Annotated in this window: 21 protein-coding genes; 4 read left to right on the top strand and 17 right to left on the bottom strand. The window is 36.7% G+C overall.

What is annotated here, in order from left to right:
• The first annotated feature begins 54 nt into the window (after nucleotides 1-54).
• Complete coding sequence (locus tag V1L66_RS07260) at nucleotides 55-249, top strand: hypothetical protein (RefSeq protein WP_081977448.1); 195 nt, start codon at nucleotides 55-57, stop codon at nucleotides 247-249.
• On the opposite strand, the gene V1L66_RS07255 is transcribed toward V1L66_RS07260, so the two are convergent.
• The 17 genes from V1L66_RS07255 to V1L66_RS07175 form a co-directional block, all read right to left on the bottom strand.
• The gene (locus V1L66_RS07255) at nucleotides 226-900 is read right to left on the bottom strand and encodes a valyl-tRNA synthetase (RefSeq protein ID WP_409072217.1); all 675 of its coding nucleotides are present in this window, start codon (nucleotides 898-900) and stop codon (nucleotides 226-228) included. The genes V1L66_RS07260 and V1L66_RS07255 overlap by 24 nt on opposite strands.
• Nucleotides 901-1,070: 170 nt before the next feature.
• Nucleotides 1,071-1,517, bottom strand: coding sequence for an SRPBCC family protein (locus V1L66_RS07250; RefSeq protein WP_333004862.1), 447 nt, complete (start codon nucleotides 1,515-1,517; stop codon nucleotides 1,071-1,073).
• Nucleotides 1,518-1,821: 304 nt separating this feature from the next.
• Complete coding sequence (hemL, locus tag V1L66_RS07245; protein WP_333004863.1) at nucleotides 1,822-3,114, bottom strand: glutamate-1-semialdehyde 2,1-aminomutase; 1,293 nt, start codon at nucleotides 3,112-3,114, stop codon at nucleotides 1,822-1,824.
• The gene (gene hemB, locus V1L66_RS07240) at nucleotides 3,115-4,095 is read right to left on the bottom strand and encodes a porphobilinogen synthase (protein ID WP_016991877.1); all 981 of its coding nucleotides are present in this window, start codon (nucleotides 4,093-4,095) and stop codon (nucleotides 3,115-3,117) included. It abuts the gene before it with no gap.
• Nucleotides 4,092-4,853 carry a uroporphyrinogen-III synthase gene (locus tag V1L66_RS07235; RefSeq protein WP_333004864.1) on the bottom strand — a complete coding sequence of 254 codons (762 nt, stop codon included), beginning with the start codon at nucleotides 4,851-4,853 and terminating at the stop codon, nucleotides 4,092-4,094. The genes hemB and V1L66_RS07235 overlap by 4 nt, the downstream gene beginning before the upstream one ends.
• Complete coding sequence (gene hemC, locus V1L66_RS07230) at nucleotides 4,843-5,775, bottom strand: hydroxymethylbilane synthase (protein ID WP_016991875.1); 933 nt, start codon at nucleotides 5,773-5,775, stop codon at nucleotides 4,843-4,845. The genes V1L66_RS07235 and hemC overlap by 11 nt, the downstream gene beginning before the upstream one ends.
• An 18-nt stretch (nucleotides 5,776-5,793) precedes the next feature.
• Nucleotides 5,794-6,621, bottom strand: a complete 828-nt coding sequence (locus tag V1L66_RS07225; protein ID WP_016991874.1) for an inner membrane protein YpjD — start codon at nucleotides 6,619-6,621, stop codon at nucleotides 5,794-5,796.
• Nucleotides 6,622-6,804: 183 nt separating this feature from the next.
• Nucleotides 6,805-8,169, bottom strand: a complete 1,365-nt coding sequence (gene hemA, locus V1L66_RS07220) for a glutamyl-tRNA reductase (RefSeq protein WP_036075782.1) — start codon at nucleotides 8,167-8,169, stop codon at nucleotides 6,805-6,807.
• 196 nt (nucleotides 8,170-8,365) lie between these two features.
• Nucleotides 8,366-11,293, bottom strand: a complete 2,928-nt coding sequence (locus V1L66_RS07215) for a VWA domain-containing protein (protein ID WP_333004865.1) — start codon at nucleotides 11,291-11,293, stop codon at nucleotides 8,366-8,368.
• Between the two features lie 18 nt (nucleotides 11,294-11,311).
• Nucleotides 11,312-12,760: an S-layer homology domain-containing protein gene (locus tag V1L66_RS07210; RefSeq protein ID WP_258859788.1), complete on the bottom strand. Its 1,449-nt coding sequence runs from the start codon at nucleotides 12,758-12,760 to the stop codon at nucleotides 11,312-11,314.
• Between the two features lie 169 nt (nucleotides 12,761-12,929).
• Nucleotides 12,930-14,591 (bottom strand): hypothetical protein, encoded by a 1,662-nt coding sequence (locus V1L66_RS07205; protein ID WP_333004866.1) that lies wholly within the window; start codon nucleotides 14,589-14,591, stop codon nucleotides 12,930-12,932.
• 144 nt (nucleotides 14,592-14,735) lie between these two features.
• A complete protein-coding gene (locus V1L66_RS07200) occupies nucleotides 14,736-14,909 on the bottom strand; it encodes a YjfB family protein (protein ID WP_016991870.1) in 174 nt (57 codons plus the stop codon).
• A 131-nt stretch (nucleotides 14,910-15,040) separates the two neighbouring features.
• On the bottom strand, nucleotides 15,041-15,622 hold the full coding sequence (gene yihA / locus V1L66_RS07195; RefSeq protein ID WP_016991869.1) for a ribosome biogenesis GTP-binding protein YihA/YsxC: 582 nt from the start codon (nucleotides 15,620-15,622) through the stop codon (nucleotides 15,041-15,043).
• Between the two features lie 4 nt (nucleotides 15,623-15,626).
• Nucleotides 15,627-17,951 (bottom strand): endopeptidase La, encoded by a 2,325-nt coding sequence (gene lon, locus V1L66_RS07190; protein ID WP_016991868.1) that lies wholly within the window; start codon nucleotides 17,949-17,951, stop codon nucleotides 15,627-15,629.
• A gap of 230 nt (nucleotides 17,952-18,181) precedes the next feature.
• The gene (gene clpX / locus V1L66_RS07185) at nucleotides 18,182-19,453 is read right to left on the bottom strand and encodes an ATP-dependent protease ATP-binding subunit ClpX (RefSeq protein ID WP_036075657.1); all 1,272 of its coding nucleotides are present in this window, start codon (nucleotides 19,451-19,453) and stop codon (nucleotides 18,182-18,184) included.
• Between the two features lie 677 nt (nucleotides 19,454-20,130).
• The gene (gene tig / locus V1L66_RS07180) at nucleotides 20,131-21,420 is read right to left on the bottom strand and encodes a trigger factor (RefSeq protein ID WP_016991866.1); all 1,290 of its coding nucleotides are present in this window, start codon (nucleotides 21,418-21,420) and stop codon (nucleotides 20,131-20,133) included.
• A gap of 118 nt (nucleotides 21,421-21,538) precedes the next feature.
• Entirely contained in the window at nucleotides 21,539-22,522 is a 984-nt protein-coding gene (locus V1L66_RS07175) for a hypothetical protein (protein ID WP_036075654.1), read from the bottom strand.
• A 214-nt stretch (nucleotides 22,523-22,736) separates the two neighbouring features.
• Between V1L66_RS07175 and V1L66_RS07170 the strand changes: the two genes are divergently transcribed.
• The 3 genes from V1L66_RS07170 (at nucleotide 22,737) to qoxA (ending at nucleotide 26,008) form a co-directional block, all read left to right on the top strand.
• The gene (locus V1L66_RS07170) at nucleotides 22,737-23,201 is read left to right on the top strand and encodes a hypothetical protein (RefSeq protein WP_016991863.1); all 465 of its coding nucleotides are present in this window, start codon (nucleotides 22,737-22,739) and stop codon (nucleotides 23,199-23,201) included.
• Nucleotides 23,202-23,432: 231 nt separating this feature from the next.
• The gene (locus V1L66_RS07165) at nucleotides 23,433-24,275 is read left to right on the top strand and encodes a DUF2785 domain-containing protein (protein WP_333004869.1); all 843 of its coding nucleotides are present in this window, start codon (nucleotides 23,433-23,435) and stop codon (nucleotides 24,273-24,275) included.
• 827 nt (nucleotides 24,276-25,102) lie between these two features.
• Nucleotides 25,103-26,008, top strand: coding sequence for a cytochrome aa3 quinol oxidase subunit II (qoxA, locus tag V1L66_RS07160; protein ID WP_048395109.1), 906 nt, complete (start codon nucleotides 25,103-25,105; stop codon nucleotides 26,006-26,008).
• Nucleotides 26,009-26,041 lie beyond the last annotated feature (33 nt).

Here is a 26,041-nt window from a genome sequence, read left to right as displayed (position 1 = left end):
TTTAGTCATCTTTTAGTAAGAGGAAAGTAAATAGAAAAGGAAGTGACAATTCAAATGCGACGACGCAAGTATAACCCTTGGCTTTTACCACCTTGGCTACGGCAAGTTCGTTTTTATTGTAGAACCATTATCGTGCCGATTTGTGCTTTTCAGTTTATCCGTGTCATTATTGTGCCAACATCAGGTGATTTAATCTTCTTATTACTTCTGCTACTTCTCTGCTATTTACTTTTGAAAGATATCATTTGAAACACGAACTTTAAGCGGTGTATATTCTTCTGTTAGATCCCAAATCATAGAAGGCACTTCATGCCAAGTACTGGATTCACGTACAACAATATGGCTTGAGGATTCTCTTAATACAGCTTTTTGGTCAACTGTTGTAGAATTCTCTTGGCGTGAAGCTGCTGCTACTGCGGCAGGTTGTTTCACTTGAACACTTTCTTCGATTACGGCCATTGTTTCCTCTTGTTCGAAAGCATGTGTTGATAGGTGCGGATTGTCTAACACAACTTTTTCATCAACAGGTTCATATTCATTAAAAACACTTGTAACGGTCCACTCAAGCTGACACATCTGATTTGTTAGACTAGGGCGAATATCCTTGACCATTAAATCTTTGACATCGGATTCTTTTGGTAAATCCACATGTAAAGGTACAGCATACTCAAAATAACCAGTATCTCCTTGGATGTCTAGAGCATCAATTGTAATTAAATCTTCATTTTCTGCAAATGCTTGCATATCTTGAAAATCAAAGCGAACGTGTGCGGTGATATGATAGATGCCCATAAGTCGCAAAGAATCTTCTAATTGCATTGCCTGCCACTGTGGCTTAATTTGTACAGCTGCTATTTCAGTTGGGCAGCCATATCCAGGAAAACAAAATGCTTCGCGCATATTCCAAGTTTTGTGTTCGATAATAATCCCTCCCTTTGCATCATATGACGATTTAAAGGAGAGTATGCTAGGGTGTTGCCATTTGAACACATTTAAAAATAGATACTACTAAAAAACTGGCATGCTAGAAGCAATATTCTAGCATGCCAGTTTCATGAATGTTCATATCTTTAAACATTTACTAATTTAATTTTATTCGCTACACGATCTGTTAGCATTTGCGTTGCTTTTGGTACAATCGGTTTAAAAATAGGATTTAAAACAGGGCCAGCTAACCCGCCCGCAACGACTTCTAAGAATCCTGTCATTTTTGTATTTTCAGGATCAATACTTTCTGCGAGGAAATAGCCATTTCCTGTGAAGTTATCAGAAAGCCCCTTTAATTCGAATGTAACTTTTGATGGTGCTAACCATTCTAAGATTGTAATTTCTACTTCAACTGTTTTTTTCAAAACGCCAACATTGCCTTTAAAAGTCCAAGTGGAGTGTTTTTCATCAATCATTTCATGTGCATTATAACCTGGGACAAGCTTTGCCCATTTTTCCATATCACTAACGAAATCCCATACATCCTCAATCCCTACAGGAACTTCGACCGTGTGTGTGCCTGTTGCCATATCAATTCACTACTTTCTTTTATGAATAGCTATATTATAAACGATATCGCCCACAATTTGGCTATGCTGAAAGATGTAATTTTGACAAAAGCAGGTCCTTCATCCAGTATAGAAGATCTTGTTTACTAGTAAATATATGCTATTCTCTCTTTTTGTCCTTACATTTCTCTAGCACTATAATGCTTTCTGCTTGATCCATTAAAAAAGTACAACGGTAGAAAAAGCAAGTTTGACGGGCGAAGGGCTTTGTTTTTCAAAAATATGAGAGCATGCTAGAAATAATTCTAGCATGCTCTATCAAATTTTATTTGGCTAATTGCGCAAATACTTTATGGAATGCAGCCACTGTTTTCGCAATATGCTCTTCCGTATGGGCTGTTGAGATGAATAGTCCTTCAAATTGAGAAGGAGGTAAGAAAATACCTTCCTCTGCCATTAGACGGAAGTATTCAGCGAATAATTGTAAATCAGATGTTTTAGCAGAAGCAAAATCAATGACATTTTCATTTGTAAAGAAGAAGCCAATCATAGAGCCTGCACGATTGACAGTGTGCGGGATATTATATTTTGTTGCTGCTTCACGGAAACCAGCCTCAAGCTGATCTCCTAATTTTTTAAAGTAATCATACGTACCATGGTCTAAACGTGATAACGTTTCATAACCGGCTGTCATCGCTAATGGATTCCCCGATAATGTTCCTGCTTGATAAATTGGTCCAGCAGGAGCTACTTGCTCCATAATTTCTTTTTTCCCAGCGAACGCACCTACAGGGAGACCCCCTCCGATTACTTTACCTAAAGTAGTCATATCTGGTGTTATCCCAAAATACCCTTGTGCACAGCCATAATCTACGCGGAAACCTGTCATAACTTCGTCAAAGATTAATAATGCACCGTGCTCTGAAGTAAGCGCACGTAAGCCTTCTAGGAAACCGGGCTGTGGTGGAACAACCCCCATATTTCCTGCGACTGGCTCCACAATAACTGCAGCTAACTCTGCGCCAAATTTCTCGAAAATCACTTTTGCCCCTTCTAAATCATTATAGGCAACTGTCAACGTATTACGTGCGATATCTGCAGGCACACCAGGGCTATCAGGAAGGCCTAATGTGGCAACACCAGAACCGGCTTTAATTAATAAGGAGTCACCGTGACCATGATAAGACCCTTCAAACTTTAAAATCTTATCACGCCCTGTAACACCACGTGCTACACGTAATGCAGACATAGTAGCCTCTGTTCCTGAAGAAACAAAGCGGATCATTTCCATTCCTGGTAGACGGTCTAATACTAATTGGGCTAAGCGATTTTCTGTATAGCTTGGAGCACCGAACGAAGAACCCTTCGCAGCTGTATCTGCAATTGCTTTCACTACCTCTGGATGTGTATGTCCTAAAATTAGCGGACCCCAAGACAATACATAATCAATATATTCATTGCCATCAATGTCTTTAATGATTGCCCCATGACCAGATTCCATGAAAATCGGGTCCATATTTACTGATTTGAATGCACGTACTGGGCTACTTACACCCCCCGGCATTAATTGAACAGCTTCAGCATAGGCTTGTTTTGATTTTTCGTAAGAACGTGTCATTTATTTCTCCTCCAACCAACGTGCAACATCTTTTGCATGATACGTAATGATTAAATCAGAGCCTGCACGTTTCATACCTAATAATGTTTCAAGCACAACTTTTTTCTCTTCAATCCAACCATTTATAGCAGCCGCTTTAATCATTGCATATTCACCTGACACATTATACGCAACAAGCGGTAATGGGTAGTTATTTTTCATGTCTCGAATAATATCTAAATAGCTAAGAGCAGGTTTGACAATTAAGAAATCTGCGCCCTCTTCAATATCTGACTCTGCCTCACGGAATGCCTCTAGACGGTTTGCAGGATCCATTTGGTAGGATTTACGATCACCAAATTGTGGAGCGCCATCTGCAGCGTCACGGAAAGGTCCATAGTAACTGGATGCATATTTGACTGCATAGGACATAATCGGAATATGTTCAAAACCAGCTTCGTCTAGACCAGCACGAATTGCCGTTACAAAGCCGTCCATCATATTAGAAGGAGCAATAATATCAGCGCCAGCTTTTGCTTGTGATATCGCCGTGCGGGCTAAAACATCTAATGAAGGATCATTCAAAATTTGATCGCCCTCAATTAAGCCACAATGTCCATGATCCGTAAATTCACATAAGCATGTATCCGCGATGACTAATAACTCAGGATGACGTGTTTTAATGAGTCGAGTCGCTTCCTGCACAATACCATGATCATGAAATGCACCTGTTCCAACCGCATCCTTTTCAGCTGGCAAGCCAAATAAAATAACCGCAGGAATACCTAAAGCTACAACCTCATCCACCTCTGCCTCTAGATTATCCAATGAAAATTGAAAAACGCCAGGCATTGACTGTACTTCATTTTTAATATTTTCGCCTTCTATTACAAAAATAGGATAGATCAGGTCCTCTTTATGTAAGTATGTTTCTTTTACCATTGATCGCATCGTTGCATTGGCACGCAAACGACGATGTCTTTGAAATTGTAGTTTTGTCATGATTTGTCCCCTACTTTCATAATTTCTTCGATGACTGCTTGCATTGTATAAACACTTGGCATAATATCCACAGTAGCACCGTATTGTTCAAGAGCCGCTTCCGTAATATGGCCGATGGCTGCAATGCGAGCTGCATGCCAGCCGATATGTGGCACAACATCCCTTGCATACACGTCAACTGCTGAAGGACTAGCAAAAATCACTGTGACATTTTGATGTTGCTGGATGCAATTGACAATAACAGGTGTTTGATCATGTCGTTCTATTGTTTCATAGACTGTCCATTCTTTTAACTTAAAAGGCAGTCCATCCTTCAGCGTACTTTTCGCCTTTTCGCCTCGAATAAACAGACATCTCGGATGATTACCCGCTACGTTTGGAAATTCTTTAACGAAAATATCAGCACTAAATACGGAAGGCATAAAGCTTACTTGAAATCCTAAATTTTCTAATGCTGTCGTTGTTTTTGTGCCAATGGAAGCTATTTTTCCTTGGAAATGATCCGCATTCAATTGATGTCGAAGCATTTTACTAGCAAAAGCTTCGACAGCATTTTGACTAGTAAAAATCAACCAATCATATTGCTTCGCGTGATTCAATAGTTCAGCATCCTTACTATCTAATCGTTCGCAAGTTTCAATTAATGGGGCTATGATGGCATGTCCACCTAAAGATGTTATGTTTTCGACAATGGTTGTTGTCTTAGATGTGCCTGTTAAAAGTATGGTTTTACCCTTTAGAGGTAAATTACTTGGCATCTTGCTCTGCCTTTACACGCTGAATTAAATCGAAAGCACCTTGTTCTGTTAAAATTGCAGCTAGCTCTTCTCCAATTTTTTGTGCATCTGTGCCAACTACTGTTTCCTTATATACAACAGATGCGTCTGGAGCAGCAACAAGGCCTGTTAATGTAATTTCTTCCCCATTTGAAGTAGCATACCCTGCGATTGGTACTTGACAACCACCATCCATTGCTGCCAAAAATGCACGTTCTGCATGTGCTTCTTGCCATGTAAATGAATCAGTCAGCTTACCTAATTCGGCTAAAAGCTCCGCATCATCGGCACGACATTCGATGCCTAGAGAGCCTTGTGCTACAGCTGGCAGACAATGTTCTACAGGTAAAAATTCAGTGACTACATCATCACTCCAACCAAGGCGTTTCAAACCAGCTGCAGCTAAAATAATAGCATCGTATTCTTCTGTTTCAAGCTTCGCTAAACGTGTGTCAACATTTCCACGAATCCATTTAATTTCGATGTCAGGACGTACTGTTAAAAGCTGTGCACTACGACGTAAAGAACTTGTGCCAACGACTGCTCCTGCAGGAAGGTCAGCAAATTTAACATGCCCTTTCGAAATAAATGCGTCACGCGCATCTTCACGTGGTGGAATACAACCAATCACTAGCCCATCTGGCAATACAGCAGGCATATCTTTCATAGAATGAACAGCAAAGTCAATTTCTTTATCGTAAAGGGCTTGTTCAATTTCTTTCACAAACAACCCTTTCCCACCTACTTTTGAAAGCTGAACATCTAAAATTTGGTCACCTTTGGTTACAATCTCTTTTACTTCAAATTCGAATGGTACACCAGCCGCTTTTAATTCATTAATAAACCAATTTGTTTGCGTTAGCGCTAGCTTACTTCTCCTAGAACCTACAATAATTTTTCTCAACAGTCTCCAACCTTTCTTCTAATACCATAAATGGAATCGCGATAAACTACTTCCTAGGAAGAAGTTCACAACAACTAATAGATAGGCATAAATATGTACCCATGCATAAGTTGTACCTGTCAGCTTGCTTTTGCGATTCACATATAAGATAAAACAATACAAAATTAAAATAATGAAGGACCCTATGATTTTCGCATCGAAAATCGAAAGACTCTCTAATGTTAATAGTGCCCATTCAAAGCCTAATATTAAACTTATAAATAACATCGGAATCCCAATAAAAAATGAAATATTCATCCAGCTACTTGTCTGCTGCAAGGAAGGCAACCTAGTCCATAAATGCGACCATTTTTTCTTTTTCAGCAAACGATATAGCACGAGATACAAAATGGCAAACACAAATGTTAAAGTAAATGCTGCATAAGACAGTATTGCAAATGATATATGAATAAAAAGCAACTCCGAAATTAAAGTATCCCCGACAGCTCCTGTAGGACGTTTCGGCATAAAAGTAAATATACTAGCGAACAAAAATCCTAGTATATTAATAATAAACACAGGTAAATCCACCCTTGCTATGCAATGAAGGATAATGGATAACGTCACGAGTAACCAGGAATAAAAAAGTATTCCCTCAGACAAGGATAAAATCGGAAAACGCTTCGTTTCCACAAACGTTAAAATGATAATGGCACTTTGAATCATCCATACAAATGAAACAAGCCAAAAAGCAATGCGCCTTGCACGTACTTGCTTATAAAAATAATCAGTAAAGTAAAAAACTAGACTGATCGCATACAAGACGATCATCACTTCATAGAGCCTCGTCATGGTCAAATCAGCCAATAGACATCCCTTCTTTGTCGTGAAATTAATAAACTATTCTAATATAGAAAACAAAAAAAACGTTTTCGTATCCTTAGTTTACCATACAGATACGAAAACGCCTCGTGTAATATCAGTAGAAAATCCAATTGCGCACAATACCTCTGTACAACCATGGCTATCTATATGAGCGCAATAGATAATTTAGAAAGAGTACTTTGGTTCAGTAGAAGTCTGAGATACCTGTGAGCGTTCTTTGCGCTCAAGCTCTTGCTTTGTCATCTCATGAACTTCAGCTTCCACAGCATCCTCTATACCAAAAATTTGTTGGAATAAACGTAACTGTTCATTTGCTTTTGGAGAATTAGCCATTTCTTTAGCTTGTAAGATTGGCTCTTTTAACAATTGATTGATAATAGATTTTGTATGTTTACTTAAAATTTTACGTTCACGTTCCGTTAAATCAGGCATTTTATTTTCGATACTTGTCATTGTCTCTTCTTGGATACGATTTGCTTTTTTACGTAATGCTGAGATGACTGGCACTACCCCAAGCGTTGCTACCCAGTCTTTAAATTGCACAACTTCTTTGCCAATCATATCAGTAATATCAGCAGCAGCACGTTCACGCTCTGCTAAATTCGCTTCGACAATACCTTGTAAATCATCGATATCATATAGAAAAACATTTGATAGGTCGCCAACTCGTGGATCAATATCACGAGGAACCGCTATATCTACCATGAATAATGGTTTTCCTTTTCGTAAACGTTCCACGAATTGCATTAGCTCGTAATCAATAACATAATCTGTTGCACCTGTTGAAGTAATTAAAATGTCCGCTTCTAGCAAAGAACATTGTAATTCCTTCATTGATTTAGCTTCACCATGGAATTTAGCCGCTAAGCTTTCTGCTTTTTCAAATGTACGGTTAATGACAGTAACTTTCCCTACACCACTACCGTAAAGGTTTTCAATCGCAAGTTCCCCCATTTTTCCTGCACCTAAAATAGCTACGTGCTTGCGTTGTAAAGAGCCAAAAATTTTCTTTGCTAATTCTACGGCAGCATAGGAAACAGATACCGCATTCTCACCGATTGCTGTTTCATTATGAGCACGCTTTGCAAATGTTACTGCTTGTTTAAATAGCTGATTGTATACCGTTCCTGTTGTGCCAATCTCTTGTCCACTTAAAAAGCTTTTTTTTACTTGCCCTAAAATTTGTGTTTCACCTAGAACCATTGAATCGATTCCAGCTGTCACTTTAAATAAATGTTCGATTGCCTCATCTTCTTCACGAATCGTTAAATACGAAGAAAATGTCTCCACAGGCAAATCAAACCAGTTGGCTAAAAATTGTTTCACAAAATGACGTCCAGTATGCAATTGATCCACAACAGCATATATTTCTGTACGATTACATGTCGAAACAATTACGTTTTCTAATATACTTTTTTGCTTTTGCAGCGCTTCCATTGCTTGTGGCAGTTCACTCTCAATGAATGATAACTTCTCACGTATTTCAACAGGCGCTGTTTTATAATTCAAGCCTACTACGATGGTATGCATGAATAACACCTCACACGTTCTAATTCACAAATCTCATTATAGCACAGTTCGACAATAGTTCATCAATAATTTGTGAACATGTCATGAAGAACTGCAATTCGTCATCTACATTAGAATTATTATAAACTAAGTGTAACAAATTATACGTGTTGTTTCAAATTAAAAAACTGCCCCACAATCGGAGGCAGTTTTCTCATTAATTTGTTATTGTAACAGTCTTTATTGCAATTATATTTCCATCTTTATCGTATGCTATAAACTCAATCTCATCATTGACTTTAAAGTCCTGCATAGTTTGAACAGTTTTCGTTAACATATAAACTTGATCACTACGCTTTTGCAAATCAAATTGGACATCTCCACTGATGGAATTAAAACGTACATTCATCTTTGCAACATTTGGGCAGTTACTATCAACACGAGCGCTCATTGTAATATAACCTTTTCGTAGTGAAACACTTGTTTCTTCAAATAAATCTTCCGGATTGATACAGCTTGAAGCGGACGTTTTACATAAAATTGTATCAATTAGCTTCTGGAAGACTTGATGCAATTGTAAATTATCAATCGCATGGAAGTACGTTCCGCCTGTTTCTGAAGATAATTGCATTAAAGTGGCGTCATTTACTTGTGATTTCTTGCCCATACTTACTGTGTATACCTTGACGCCTTGTTTTTTCGCTTCATTTATAACTTTTGTCATTTTTGATTTACTAGTTTTTCCATCAGATACAACGACAATCGCTTTGGATGTTTTCGAATCATTCGAGAATTTTGTTAAAGCAATATCAATGCCTGCAAAAATATCGGTTGCACCCTTTTCTTTCGATGCTTTATAAAGATCTTTTTTCAACACATTTTCTGTAGTGCCTTCTCCAAGTATTGTTGCTTTTGTATTCGTTTCAATGACTATGTTATTTTTAGCCTTTAATTGATTAATTAGTTCAATCATTTTCTTACCACGATAGTTTGTTGGATCAACTGCCTTCATGGAAGAAGAATAATCCACTACATAGGCAATTTCTGTTGCTAAAGAACAAGAGTTTTTACTGAAGTATGGATTCGTAAAAATATCTTTCGTCACTGTTTTATCTTTTAAACCCTTCAAGGATGTTGCATAGCGAGGATCTATTGGATTGACGAGTATTGCTTCCACTTTAGATTTTCCATAAATAACGGAATCAAAGTAGGCTACGGCAGTACCTGGATTTCCTGTGTTATTTAATGGATCTGAAGTGTTCGTAATGAATGAAGCTGTTTTTTCTACTCCATCATACTTAATTTTGACTGTCCCTTGATAATCCGTAATAGGCTCTCCACCTGGGCGCACTAAAGTCACCATCACTTTTGTATAACGATCTTTTCCTGATGGTCTTGATGCCGCATCGGCACTTTCCTTTAATGCCTCTACTCGTTTTTTATAGGCCTCTACTTGCCCAAGTAATTTACCGCCTTGATATTTTAATAATACTGTACGGTCATAGTTACTTAAGTTTGTGAAGATCGTATAAATCTTCATAACACTATCATAATGCTCTAATGTTAAATCCTTTTCGTCTGGCATCTTTTTCATAAGTTGAATAATAGCGCCGACTGGATTAATGTTTTCTACCTGTGAGGCAATATCATCATCAATGCCTTGAACGCGATAAATAGGACGACCATCGTCAGCAATCATATACATGATTTCCGTTATAGCTGTATTATCTTTAGTTGTAACAGAGTTTTGGAAACGCGTCTTTAAAAGTTCCTCAAATAAGTGAACAGAAATATCATAGTTTTCAAATTGTAGAATAGCATTTTCATAACCTAATGCTGGATATTTAGGATCAGATCCACCGTAACGTAAATAGATGTTTTGCACATTTCCTAAAACATCTGTTACATTTGTTTGCTGTCCAATACTAAATAGCTTTCTATCCCCATCAAAGTCAAAAGGAACTGGGCTATACACATCAATTAGGTTTTGCGTAAAGAACTCTGGGATATCTTCACTTTTTGGAAATTCAGGTATCACGCTGCCATTATCATCCGTATTTCCTGGGTCGTATACTTGGTAATCAATACGCAATTCAGGCTGTGGTGCGTAACGCACTTCTGCATTTAATTTCTCTCCAACAAGACACTTCATTGCTGGGTCTGTATTATTAATTAGCTCAAAAGTGATGGTATCACGTACCGATTTAGTTAATTTTGGTGCTACAACGATAGCGGACACAGTTGAACCATCCGATTGGACAATATCAACTGCTTCACCTGAAGTATCAACAATATTTCCGTAGGATGCCTTCACGCGGAATGAATAGGATTTATCATCTGCGATAGGATCACCATTACAAGCCTTTAAAGACACCGTAACAAGTGTTGTATCCACATTATTTGCAATTAAATCAGGTTTTTCCACCACAATACTTTGCAGTGCATTATTGACATTGTTCGGTCCAGTAAAATCATTTGAATTATCCTTCGGTTCTTCAAAATCAGCACTACTAGATCCCATAAAACCTGGAGGTAACGTAATGCTATCATTATCACGACCCGCTGGACTACGTTTTAATCCTTGTACTGCAAAAGTGCTATTTTGAACAGCACGATATAAGAATTCAGCAACATCACCACGTGTTAATTTTGTAGATGGATTGAAGCTAGCAAATGTCTTTTTGCCTGTAGAACTTGTAGATAAATCATTTGAATATAAATATTGTACTGCCTGTGGCTCATCTAAATCTAAGCCTTTAAAAGCAGCATAAATTTGGGCAAATTGGCCGCGCGTTACGGCTTTTGTTCGATTCGTATTCACATGTGTGCCGTTAAATGGTAAATAAAAATCGCTATAGAAATTATAAGCAACACTATCTACATAAGATAACGCATAGTTACGATCTAGCTTGGCAAACATTAGTACAAGATCGCGATCTGTCACTTGATCATTTGGTAAAAAATTATTTGCGCTATTTAAGGACATGAGATCATTATCCACCGCCCAGGAAATAGCTTTATAATTATTGCTATTTGTTGGAACATCTCTAATTGTTGTAGCTGCTTGCGTGACAGTAGGTGTCGCTGTCATCAGTAGAAGCATGAAGCAAAGCATAGCAAGCAATGCTTTTTTTACATAGGTCATTTTTGTTCCATCCTTTCTTTAGTTAAAGAACAATATGTCATCACGATAGTTTTGTTTTAAGTCATCTTCTAAATATTTCAAGAATCGCTCTAGAACAACTGACGCCTCCGCACGCGTTAGCGGTTTATTTGGATTAAAACGACCAGCAGAATCACCAATCATTAGGCCAAGCTCATTTGCAATATAGATGCCATCTCGCGCATAATTTGGAATCTGATTGTCATCTGTAAATTTAGTTAAGTAGCCAGGATCAGGTGCTCTATTTTCAAGTCCTAAAGCACGAACAAAGATAGTTGCAGCCTGTGCTCGATTAATCGCATTATCTGGCTTAAAGTAATCAGCTGATACACCTTTAATTATCCCTTTATTTAACGCTGATTCAATATAGCCGTAATCCTTGATAGAACGCTTCAAGTCTTTAAAAACACTTGTAGTAGGTGTCTTTTTTGATTTCTTTTCTTCAAACACACGTAAATCAACTGCTTTACCAATAGCCGTCGTAAAATCAATACGCTTCATTGGTGTATTAGGAGAAAAGAAGTTACTTGAATCTGAGTAAATACCTAGAGAATAAAGTTTTTCAATTGCTTCTTTCGCGTAATGGGTTGTTAAATCTCTGAATTTAGGAATGATAAGACGTTCAATTGTTGGCATGTACTCTGTATCTAAATCAAGTGTACCTTTTTGTCCTGAAGATAGGTCGTATGTATATTCAGAAATAACATCCTTTTCACTTACAACTGCATATCCACCTTCAAAACTTCCTAAGCTACCGAGATTTTCCTCATAATTTAAAACACGTGATTTACTTGTAGATAAACGATTTTTCACATGACTTGTTTTACCATCACTATAGGAATAAACAGACTCCGTGATTTGAGTTTCAGTCGCACCCCAGAAGTTCTCATAGCCTGCATGTCGGCTATCTGTTTCAATTGTTACTGTGTTTTGAACAGCATTTTTTCCTTTTCCTGTTTCAAAGGCATAGGTTTTTCTAGAAATAATATTTCCTGAGTAATAATCAGAGGCTGCACGATTATCAGTAACAGTTCCTTGTGAAAATTGATAATCGACTAACGTATAAGTAATGGCACCGATTGTAATTTTTTCAGTGTATTTCTTTACTTCACCATTGGATGTTTTTTGACCAAGAACTGCATAATCCACTACATCTGATTCATAGGCAATATTTCTTGTCAATGTAGCGCCATTGCTTGCAGTTAACTTCATGTTATACGTTTCAGTTAATTTACCTTTTGATTCTTTTTGTGCAATTTTAATATCTTTACTTGTCCCTTTAAAAATAACAGGTGTCCCAGACAGGAACACGGCTTCTTCATATGTATACTCGTTTTTTACAGCACCCGTTGTTTCTAATGAAGCAGCTGATGCATTGAACGGAATAGTAGTTCCAATCAAAAAAATAGTCAGAACTAGAAGCATTACTTTAGATAATTTTTTTTGCATTCGCTTTTCCTCTCTTTCACTGTGCATTTGCGTGCATAATGAAGCTTGTTTCTACTATCACTAAAAAAATCTGCTCGTCTTGCGAATGTATTCAAAGTAACTTTTTCATCTTTAGCTTATGAAATATATTCGCTTAAGACTCGCAAATTTTTTTAGTTTCATATTCATACTAATCTACCAAAATAAAATGAGCTTTAACAAATCGATCTGATAATACAACTAAACGATCAGATGACTGTAAGTCAGAAGCTTGAATCACCTTACCTGCTTTTATCAGTGTCGCTTGGTCAATATTCATATTAACCATTTCACCTGCTTCATACCAACGACCATTTTGCCATTGACTAACACTCTTGACATTAATAACAGCAGGATACGTAGATTTCACAGACTGTAGCTTCCCTGCGAGCATTAGAGGGGCAACAGGTTTAGCATTGTCTAAAATATGAAGAGCTTGTACATGGCCATTCTTCACATAGAAATAACCATAGTCACCCTCTGATAAGTAAAGTTCAATATCTGGCATGACACTATATGTTTTATTGCCGTCATCTACCATAGCTTTTGTGGAATTACTAACTGACAATACAGTACGATCTGCTTTTTTGAAAACATTTGATTCAATCTTCATCGCATCATCAATTTCAATTACATATCCATCAGCTTGAGATAAGCGTCCATAATATAATTCATGACCAGCAAGATTAGGTGACATAAAACTATCACTTGTTACTTGTATTACTTGAGCATAGTGATCGCGTGTAGCACCATCAGCCACGACAAAAGCAGTACCATATGCCATAAGACCAGTAGGTTCGATTAATCGCCCATTTCGAATTAAAATCGTCCCATTATGGAAATACATTGTTCCTGCTGTTTTCAGTTTCAATAGTTGGTAATCTGTATCTACAGACAGCATTGGTTCGTAATATGTTCTTTCATTATTTTTCAATACGACAATTTTCTCGATTACTTCCTTACCAAATTGTTTAACGGTCGCATAGTATGCTTCGCTACCTATATAATTTTTTAGCTGACCTTTCTCGACTTTCGTATTCCCAACATATATTGGTACTTTGGATGTAAAAGGCATAGTGGAAAGTTCATTTGTTGTTTGAGAGCCAAATTGCCAGTTAACAAAGGCATGTTGATTTTTCACGGTAAGCTTATTGGCATTAGGATTGACCGCTTGTATCTCACCTTTATATAAATTTTCTACTAGTGTACCTGTTTCACTGATAGCTACCTTTGAGATGACCGAGGAAGTTTTATTTTTAAAGCTTAATTTAACTCGATCCCCGACGTATAATGCACTAATATCCGTTGCAGAAGAACCTTTTTGATAATTGGTTTCTTTGTTTAAATAGTACGTCGTTTCTGCACCAACATCTGGTTTCACCATAATAAATAACCCATTTGGATCAATACTCGTTACGACACCAGCCGTTGTTTTACCGTTACTGCTTCCTGTTGAGGGTACATTTGTTTCTGTTGGTGTATTAGAGGTACCGCGAAGTTCAACAACACTTCTGAGAGAAATGTCAGCCTCGACTTCCATACCCATCTTAAAGCCCTCAATCGTTGTAGACGTATTATTAATATATAATCTAGTATTTTTATTAATATTAAACGTCACTGTTCGTCCACGATCATTTTCCAATGTTATTTTACTAAGCTGCTTTTCTATCGTGCCATCTGGCTTCGTATATTCTGAAAACGTTACATCGACAAAGGTCCCTGTCACTAATTGGGCAGCTTTAGCAGATTGATTAAAGGAAAAACCTACTATCATCAGTAACGTAATCATCAGTATGTATGAATATTTTTTCAAAAAACCCTGCCTCCTTACTAATTATTAGTATATCGTATTATTGGTAGTTTTTCTTATTCGAAAAGTTACATTTTAGGCCTTCTTGAATTTTTTTCTAAAAATAAAAGTTGAGGTAGCTTTTAACCTCAAGCTACCTTGCCTACTTCATACTTGAATATCAATTGTATGTCCAGCTGTTGGATGTGGAGCATCTAACATTTCAACTAACTGTTCTGTATTTTGCTGTTGCATTTCCATTGCCTGCTTCGTAACAGCTAAAGATACATTTTGCATAAGTGTTGCTTGGTTCTTTGCCATCGATAAAGCTGCGATATCCATCTAGTCCACCTCCTATCTAATTTATCGGACAAATAGTTTCATCATCAAGTATTTTTCCCTAATTTTCTATACGATTGAAAATACAAAAACATCTATTGTCCTAACGCCTTAGACACAATAGATGTTTTTTATTACATTTTGTTTTCGATTGTTTTCCAAGCTTCCTCAAAGCCAAGACCTGTTTCTGAAGAGAAGACAATAAGAGGATCACTTTTTTCCATCTCCAGCGTCTCTTTGACAATTTTCTTATGTTTATCCCATTTACCTTTTGGAATTTTATCTGCCTTGGTTGCAATGACAATGCAAGGAATATTGTAATGCTTTAAAAAATCATACATCATACGATCATCAGCTGTTGGAGGATGTCGCAAATCTATAATTTGTACGACTGCTTTTAACTCCTGGCGTCCTGTAAAATAGCGCTCGATCATTTTTCCCCATGCCTCACGCTCTGTTTTAGAAACCTTTGCATAACCATACCCTGGAACATCTACAAAAAATAGCTGCTCTTCAATCTTATAAAAATTAAGGGTTTGTGTTTTACCAGGCTTAGATGAAATACGTGCTAAAGCTTTACGTCCGATCATTCGATTAATGAAGGAAGACTTTCCTACATTCGAACGACCTGCTAATGCAAATTCTGGCAGTCCATCTTCTGGATATTGGTCTGGTCGTACCGCACTAATGACCATTTCGACATTATGGACTTTCATTTTTTTAAAAACCTCCGTCCAGCGCATAGGCTAAAACTTCATCAGCCGATGTCACTAGTTTAAATGTTAATTGCTCACGTACACTATCAGGAATATCCTCTATATCACGTTCATTATCCTTAGGACATATGATTGTCGTTAATCCTGCACGGTGAGCGCTTAATGTTTTTTCTTTTAAGCCGCCGATTGGCAATACACGGCCACGCAAGGTAATCTCACCTGTCATACCTACCTCGCGGCGAATCGGGCGATGTAGAATAGCCGAAACGATAGCTGTTGCCATTGTAATACCAGCTGATGGTCCATCTTTAGGTACAGCGCCCTCTGGTACATGGATATGAATATCATGAGTATCAAAAAATTCTGCATCCACATTTAGGTGTTCCATTTTTGTACGAACATAGGATAATGCTGTTTGAGCAGATTCCTTCATTACTTCACCAAGCTTACCAGTAAGTTGTAACTTCCCTTTACCCGGCGTTAAAGAAACTTCAATTTGTAATGTATCTCCACCAACTGTTGTATAAGCAAGTCCAGTTGCGACACCCACTTGATTTTCCTTTTCAGCCTGTCCATAGCGGAAACGATGTTTACCAAGTAAATCTTGTAATGATTTTGAGCTAACCGTTACGCGTTTTTTCTCACCAGATACAATTACTTTGGCAATTTTACGGCAAAGCGTAGCGATTTGTCGTTCTAAACCGCGCACTCCTGCTTCCCGTGTATAATAACGTATAATATCAGTGACTGCTTCATCTTTGATTACTACCTGTGTTTTTTTCAAACCATGTTCTTTAAGCTGCTTTGGTATGAGATGGTTTTTGGTAATTTGAGCTTTCTCGATTTCAGTATAGCCTGCAATAGAAATTACTTCCATACGATCTAATAATGGCCCTGGTATGCTACTTAAATCATTGGCAGTTGCAATAAATAACACATTAGAGAGATCATATGGTTCCTCAATATAATGATCACTAAATGTATTATTTTGTGCAGGGTCTAAAACTTCAAGCATCGCTGCTGCAGGGTCCCCTCTAAAATCATTCGACATTTTATCGATTTCATCTAATAAAAACACCGGATTAATGGTACCTGCTTTTTTCATTCCTTGAATAATACGTCCTGGCATTGCACCAACATACGTACGTCGATGTCCACGAATTTCCGATTCATCCCGAACACCACCTAAAGAAATACGAATAAACTTTCGATCTAAACTTTCCGCAATGGAGCGAGCTAATGATGTTTTACCAACGCCTGGAGGTCCTGCTAAGCATAAAATAGGTCCTCGCAGTGAATTTTTCAGCTGACGTACGGCTAAATATTCCAGAACACGTTCTTTGACTTTTTCTAATCCATCATGATCTCGGTTTAAAATGTTTTCAGCATGGGCAATATTCATGCGATCCTCTGTAGCATTTGTCCACGGTAAGGAAATAAGCCAATCAATGTAATTGCGAATAACACCACTCTCTGCACTAGCTCCTGGTATTTTTTCATAGCGATCTAATTCTTTCAGTGCTGCTTCTTTTGTTGATTCTGGCATACCAGCTTCGTCAATACGCTTCCGTAATTCTGCAACTTCTCCGGTTTTCCCTTCGCGATCTCCCAGCTCCGTTTGTATAGCTTTCATTTGCTCACGTAAATAATATTCCTTTTGCGTACGCTCCATTGACTGCTTTACTTTGGAATTAATTTTCTTTTCTAAATCCAAAACTTCCTGTTCATCATGCAAGCGAATAATTAAATGATCAAGTCGTTTTTTAACGCTAAGCATTTCCAATACTTCTTGCTTGTCAGCAATTTTAAACGGCAAATGAGAAGCAATAATATCTGCTAAACGGCCAGGCTCTTCAATATCCGTTACAGTATTGATCGTCTCAGTTGTAATTTTATTGGAGGATTTGGCGTATTTTTCAAAATACGTCAACAATGTCCGCATCAATGCTTGTGTTTCTACATCTTTTTCTGTTGACTCCTCTTTAACCTCAATATCCACAACAGTATACTTCTCTAACGCACGATAATTTTTCCACGTTGCACGCGCAACACCTTCTACAAGGATGCGTAACGTGCCGTTTGGTAATTTTAGCATTTGTTTGACATATGCAATTGTACCAACTGAATACAGATCTTGCTCTTCAGGCTGTTCGTCGTGCATTTCTTTTTGTGTTACCAATAAAATCATTTGGTCCTCTAACATTGCCTGCTCAAGCGCCGCTACAGAACGATTTCTACCCACATCAATATGTAACACCATCGATGGGAATACTAAAAGTCCACGCAAAGGCAATAATGGTACATTTGTTGTTTTTTGTATTGTCACCATGCGGGCATTCACCTCCGTCAAAATTTTCATGTTAACATCCCGCGCTACTAGTATGTGTTTAAAAAGTTGATTCACACTAGATATTGAAGCGAGCCAAAAATTTCTTCAAGTTACAGCTGGCTTTATGTAGGAATGAATAAAAAGCTGACTGTCGATATGTGCGAATATTGCACAATCGAAGTCAGCTAATTACTCTCTATCTCACAACGGTAGACAGCCACGTCTATTCATTATGCTGAAGTTTTAGTGTCGCTACCTTCATCGAGTTCAGTGCCATCTTCAAGAAGCAATTTCGGTTTTTCTTTATCCGTAATTGTTTTTGCTGTAATGATACATTTTTTTACGTCTTCACGTGAAGGTAATTCGTACATTACATCAAGCATTGTTGACTCAATAATTGAACGAAGACCACGCGCACCTGTTTTACGTTCAATTGCTTCCTTAGCAATTGCCACAAGAGCATCTTCATCAAATTCAAGCTCAACGCCATCTAATTCAAGCATTTTTTGATATTGCTTGGCTAGTGCATTTTTCGGCTCTGTTAAAATTTGTACTAGTGCAGCTTCGTTTAATTGCTCCAGACTTGCAAGTACAGGTAATCGACCAATGAACTCTGGTATTAAACCAAACTTCAATAAATCCTCAGGAATCAGCTTGGACATGATAGAACCTTCATCTACATCAACTTTATTCGGATCTGAACCGAATCCTATTACTTTTTCACCCTGACGTCGTTTAATGATTGTTTCAATACCATCAAATGCACCGCCCACTATGAAAAGAATATTGGTTGTATCGATCTGTAAGAATTCTTGATGAGGATGTTTTCGTCCTCCTTGTGGTGGAACGCTTGCAACTGTTCCTTCAAGAATTTTTAAGAGTGCCTGCTGAACACCTTCGCCAGAAACATCGCGTGTAATTGATGGATTCTCTGACTTACGTGCAACTTTGTCAATTTCATCAATATAGATAATCCCTTTTTCAGCGCGTTCGATATCATAATCAGCTGATTGGATTAACTTTAATAAAATATTTTCAACGTCCTCACCAACATAACCTGCTTCAGTTAAGGAGGTAGCATCCGCGATTGCGAACGGAACATTTAAAATACGTGCTAACGTTTGAGCTAATAAAGTTTTACCGCTACCAGTTGGGCCGATTAACACAATGTTCGATTTTGCTAATTCAATATCATCAATTTTACTATTCGTATTGATACGTTTATAGTGATTGTAAACTGCAACTGCCAATGCTTTTTTAGCACGCTCTTGTCCAATTACATACTCATCTAAAATCGTTAAGATTTCTTTCGGTTTCGGAATATCTTGGAATTCAATTTCCTCCTCTACACCTAGTTCCTCTACAACGATCTCTGAACAAAGCTCGATACATTCATCACAAATATAAACACCTGGACCTGCAACTAATTTACGCACTTGTTCTTGTGGTTTTCCACAAAATGAGCATTTTAAATTGCCTTTTTCATCATTAAATTTGAACAATATGTTTCACCCCTATTCAAGCAACAATCTTACAAGATTATTGAATCTTTATCAAATAAATTGTCTGCATCATTTACGCCTCAGCAATTATGCATGTTTAGATTATAACGCATCGTCATGTACTTTACTTCATTTAACTTTCGAAGCATGCTATAGGAACCTGCTTACTTCGCCACCTTATACTGCTATAAAGTTACATTTATTCACTTTCGACACACTACAAACTACCGATCTCTATTTATAAATCTACTACATTCAACCAAGGGTATATCACTCAAAAAATAAAATTTATTAGGACCTTTCTGAATGAAGTTAAGTATAGCATCGTATCAATTTCGCCTTGACTCAAATAGCGCCTGGACTTCAATCCAAATCCTTGACACTTGCCAGTAGGCACTATCTTCATCCAGTCGTGGTTTAAACACACACTAAAAAGGTTAAAAGGCATACAGCTCGCCATCTATGTGAGATGGGCGTTTTTTGTACCTGACGATATACTTTGGCTACAAAAAATATCTGCTGAATGAAGATAAAAACTAAAACAATACTATGTATAAGTGAAGTATAAAGTGAAATAAATGTTAAGGGGACTAATTTTTAAGAGTTTATGTGATAAAACAAGGCACGGATGAATGCCGTACCTTGTTTTTTTTTGGGCTATCTAATTACTCAAAATCTTATTCAGTAATTTTAGCGTTTTCTACTAAAAATTCAACTGTTTTTTGAATTTTGATGTCGTTTTCAAGTACTGCTGTACCACCTAAAGCACTTGTGATTTGATCTTTAGTCATGTTAAATTGAGCAGCCATTTTTTCTAATTCTGCTTCAATATCTGCTTCAGATGCTTCAATTTTTTCAGCTTCAGCAATCGCTTCAAGTGTTAACGATACACGTACACGGCTTTCAGCTTCTTCTTTCATTTGGCCTCGTAAGTCTTCTTCTGATTGACCAGAGAATTGGTAGTAAAGGTCTAAGTTCATACCTTGCATTTGTAAACGTTGACCAAATTCTTGTAACATACGATCAGTTTCAGAGTTGATCATACCTGCTGGTACTTCAAACTCAGCGTTTTCAGCAGCTTTTTCTACAAGCTCGTCACGAAGAGCTGCATCTGATTCTGTTACTTTTTGAGCTGCAGTTTGTTCTTTAATTTTAGCGCGTAAAGCTTCAACGCTTTCAACTTCTGGATCTAATTCTTTTGCAAATTCATCATTTAACTCAGGAAGAACTTTTGTTTTAACTTCTTTCACAGTTACTTTGAAAGTAGCTTCTTTACCAGCTAATTCAGCTGCATGGTATTCTTCTGGGAATGTAACAACAACATCTTTAGATTCGCCAGCTTTAACACCCACAAGTTGCTCTTCAAAACCTGGAATGAATGAACCTGAACCGATTTCTAGTGGATAGTCTTCACCTTTACCACCTTCAAAAGCTTCTTCACCTACGAAACCTTCGAAGTCGATTACAGCTGTATCACCATCTACGATTGCTTCGTCTTCTTTGATTTCAAGCTCTGCTTTGCGAGCTAATTGGTCTTGAATTTGAGCATCTACTTCTTCATCTGTTACTTCTACTGGAAGTTTAGATACTTCTAGACCTTTGTAGTCTCCTAGTTTTGGTTCTGGTTTCACTGTTACTTGTGCAGTGAATGTGAAATCTTGGCCGTGTACAAAGTTCTCTGTACCAGCGATTTCTGGGTAATCAACTGGCATAATTCCAGCTTCGTCAATTGCTTTTGCATAAGATTCAGGAACGATGATTTCTAATGCATCTTGGTATAGAGATTCGATACCAAAACGTTGTTCAAACATTTTACGAGGCATTTTACCTTTACGGAAACCTGGTACGTTAATTTGTTTTACAACTTTTTTGAACGCTTGGTCCATTGCTGCGTCGATTTCTGCAGCAGGTACTTCGATTGTAAGAGTACCGATATTACCTTCTTGTTTTTCCCATTTTGCTGACATGTATAAATACCTCCAAATAAATAATCAAGTTTAGATGTTAGACAATTCATTCGTAACTACGATTTTGACAACCATTTTAGTATAACATAGATGTGTATAGTTTCAACTTATTTCATACCTAATGTAGTTCTGTTAGCTTTTCTAACATTTGTAAAAAGTCAATGATTTCATAATCCATTTCTTGTACATTTCCTAGCATCGCTAAGACAAAATCAATATAACTATAGGCAACATCATCTGCTTCGAACGGGTGCCATTCAAATGGATACGTTACAATGGCATGCTTTGCCATTAAATATTGTACCATTTCCAACGTAGATGGGTCTTGTTCTAACTTCACTTCTACTATATTTTTTATTTCTCCATACTGCGGTAGCTGGTTAGGCAATACTAACTCAGCAGGATTTACGATTTTTGTTTGTTTAAATTTAGCTACTCTAACCTTCATAGCTACTTCTTGTTCCACTAATAATATGAGTGCTAGGCTCTGGACGAACGGATGGATGCTTGAACATTCAATAATCTCTTTTAATGGCTCTTTTAATTGTCTTACATTTGTGTCCATAAGTCGATGCAAGCGTATAGACTGCTCATTTGAAGTAAGTGCACAAAATTTCTCAAGTTCATATTCCTGTTCTTCTATTAAACGTTGTGCATTTTCTTTTTTTTCTAGATTCTTAGACACTTCACTATTCAAATTTTTTAAGCGTTCAAATTTTTCAATCTGATCCTGAGGCAAAACATTTTCTTCAAGTAGGGTTGTAATTAATGACTCTACTTGATGGTATTCTTTTAACTGCATACATACGGTAATGTACAATTCCATGATTTCTACATAAAGTGACGTACCCATCGAAAATAATTGCTCACAAACATTCTTAACCTTGCTATAGTCCTTTAATTCATACAAAGCAAAGGCATAGGCACTAAGAGCAAATTCATCTCCTGCTTCGTACACAAATGCCTTTTCAAAACTTGCCACCGCTTTTTCATACTGAAAATTTTCAGCAAACATATGTCCTTCACGTATTAAAGTTTGGACAGCGCCTGGAAAAACAACAATATTGTCATGTTTAATGACATGACGCTTTCTTTTTGTCATTTTTCTCACCTCATTGTTCTAATTTTTCATTTCTGCTATTTACTAAAAAAATCCACAACTTTCTTGTTTTTAACAAAAAACTATTGCTTTTGCATTCATATTTTGTAATAAATTGTATTATAATTAGAATAGTCTAAAATTTATCACAATTCGCAGACGTTCCCTTTTGTTGTCTGCACCTAGAAAATCAAGTTCTTAACAAGGAGTGGAATCCATGCAATTACTTGATACAATTACTGAATTTGATCATTGTATCTCATCTGCATTCGAGGCATTATCGATTAAAGTCATTTCAATTTCTACAACGGACGGCGTTTTTCAAGATAAGCCGATAGAATTTGAACTTTTAACACGCACCAAAATTGATGTCTACACACAAGAAGCCAGCACCTACATTTTAAAAATTCAAGGGTGTATTCCTGGATCTATTGCACTTGGTCATCAAAATGAGTCTCTTTCCATTATTCCTCAAAAAGTAAACATAGAATGTAACTACAAGCTGTTACATGTTGATAAAAAAGATATGCAGCAAATTTTACAGCATCCTGAACCAAATCGTCACTATAGTGAATGGCTCATTGATGCAATCAAAAATGCCAATATTCTTGTCGAGCTAAAGACAAATCAACACACGCTCACTGAATGGCCAATCGGCATTAAATCCGCAGTCATTATTTAGCTAGACAAAGACATACTTAAATAGGTATGTCTTTTTTATTGTTCACATTTAAGTTTTACCATTTTAATGCGTTTCTATCATAACAACTTTTTATAGTTTCTGGAAATAATATTATGTTTTAATAAGGACATTCTAACAGTGCTTATTTAAAATGAAGGTTTCAAATTTATCCCTTCGAAATGAAATGGCGCTATAATATAAAATACAAAAATAAGTTGGGGGCTTTTTTACATGGATATTAAAGAAACATTACAGTCTTTTTCTACAATGACACTGTCTGAGCGTCAGACATTTATGTTCGAACATAGTGATTGGCTATTACAGGAGATGTTAGCCCGTATTGGCTCAGTTGATGCCGAATTACGAGACCAGCTCATTTATCGCACCTTTGTTGATTTACTAAGTGATAATTTATTGAGTTCTCAACAAATTCAATATTTGTTTGATACAGTTACAGGTGAGGATTTTTTATATTTACATATCGGAGATAAAACAGAGGATAGTGTCTTTACTCGTTCGTTTTCTGCTTTACTAGTTGCAGGTCTTCTTGCAAAGGACGCTGAATTACTTGTTTTAAGAGATGAAGACCTACAAGTGTTCTTTAAAAAAATTGGCCGTTATTTGTTATTAGAACAGGATACGAGAGGATATGTTCAGGGAAAAGGATGGGCACACAGTATTGCACATGGTGCAGATTTAGCTACAACAACAATAAAACATCCAAAATTCGATTTACAGTATGCACCATCCATTTTACATGCATTAAAACTTGTCACTTGGAAAGAAACAGTCTTTGTTAACGATGAAGAGGAACGTTTAATTAATATAGTGGATGCATTATTGCTTCAAAATTACTCAGAGGAAGCCTTGATCGAATTTGTTGAGCAGGCTTTTGATAAATTTGAAATGCATTTGTTGACACAAGGTTATAATGAACATTTCTTTAGCGGTAGAACTTGTACCTTAAACTTTATGAAAACACTGTATTTTTCTTTGAAAATGAATAATAAAGCTCCACAGCTACAAAATACGATTTATGGACAAGTAGCCAAATGGCTAAAGCTTGGTAATTGACAGGTAATCTTAAAAATGCTGAATTACTCCGCTTAATTCTTCATAACATAATTTTTTTCTAAAATACTAGCAAACTAAGTACTATCTTAGTTTGCTTTTTACTTTTCAGATAAAACAAACGAAGTAAAAATATGGATATTAAAGAAAAACAATTATTATGTTAACATAATTAATAATTCACTCCATTTATTCCCTCTCCACTCATTCCTTACATTGAAAATTCAACCTATTGTTTCCATAAAGCGTCATTCCATGTACTCCTTTTTCGGATAAAAGGCAAATAAAAAATCCCGTTACGTCTGTTATGACAATGATTTTATTACAAAACAGCGTCCAAAATGTGAAATGCCATTTTTCATAATATAAATTATTTACTTAGGTAAACATTGAGAATGCAGTATTTTCAACGTTTCCACAGTGTTTAATAATAAAAACCTATAAATACCAATACTAAAATAACGATTTTTGTTCAAGAAATGTTCAAAATCAACACAGCTATACTATCATTTTCATAACAAAATTATGTTTTTTCTTAAAAACAGGGCGTATAATCCAATGTGCAAACAACGAGAGATTGTGACAATCGGAGTGAACCAAGTACGTATTTAAAACGATTGCGCAAATCATTGATTTTGCTAACGCTTGCATCAGATCAATCAACACTAGATTTTATGTTTCATATTGAACCATGCCATTGTAATTTCTTAAGTTGTTGATTGATACGCCAAGATAAAAGAGGTGACCTCAGTATCAACTATTTGTAAATGTGACACTGACAAAAAACACATGAATTTTATGAATAGCCGTTCTATAGAAAGGAGTCAAACATGAAGAAAAAATTAAGTTTAATGTTAGTAGCATTGAGTGCGATTGCTCTTCTTGCTGGATGTGAACCATTAACAGTGTTCAATCCAAAAGGACCTAATGCTGAAACATTATCAAACACAATTATCTTATCCATTATTACAATGGCCTTTATATTGCTAGTCGTGTATGTGCTTTTAGCCTTTATGCTTACAAAATATCGTGCATCAAAAGCAGCTGCAGATTATGAGCCTCCTCATGAAGAAGGAAGTCATCTGCTTGAAATTACATGGACAGTAATTCCAATTATTATCGTAGCATTTTTAGCTGTAGTGACAGTAAGAACAACATCTACAGTAGAAGCTCAACCAGCAGGTTATGACGATAAGGAGCCTTTAGTGATTTATGCATCATCATCAAACTGGAAATGGCACTTTAGTTATCCAGAAGAAGGTGTTGAAACAGTTAACTATGTAAACATTCCGGTGGATCGTCCAATCGAATTTAAGCTTTACTCATTTGGTCCAATTACAAGTTTCTGGATTCCTCAATTAGCAGGTCAAAAATATGCTATGAGTGATATGTTAACAACAATTCACCTTGCAGCAGATGAAGTTGGTTCATTTATGGGACGTAACTCTAACTTTAATGGACGTGGCTTTGCAGAAATGGAATTTGAAGCACAATCTATGACACAAGAAGACTTCGATAAATGGGTTGCTGATGTTAAATCGAAAGAGGCACCATTAACAGAAGAAAAATTTGATGAGCTTTTAGAGGCAGAACATGTTGGGCGCCAAAGCTTCTCATCTACACACTTAGACTTTAGACCAGCTCCAATGGAACATGGTAAACACATGAATATGGATGAAATGGATCATGGGGACATGTCTGAAGAAGACATGAATAATGAACATTCTGGTCATTAATTTGATTTTATCGTTGAACGAATCGAGACATTA

Source organism: Lysinibacillus sp. IITD104 (assembly GCF_036698265.2).
GTDB classification, from domain to species: Bacteria; Bacillota; Bacilli; order Bacillales_A; family Planococcaceae; genus Lysinibacillus; species Lysinibacillus boronitolerans.
Note: the sequence above shows the minus strand (reverse complement) of the source record. Positions and strands in the feature narration are given on the sequence as shown.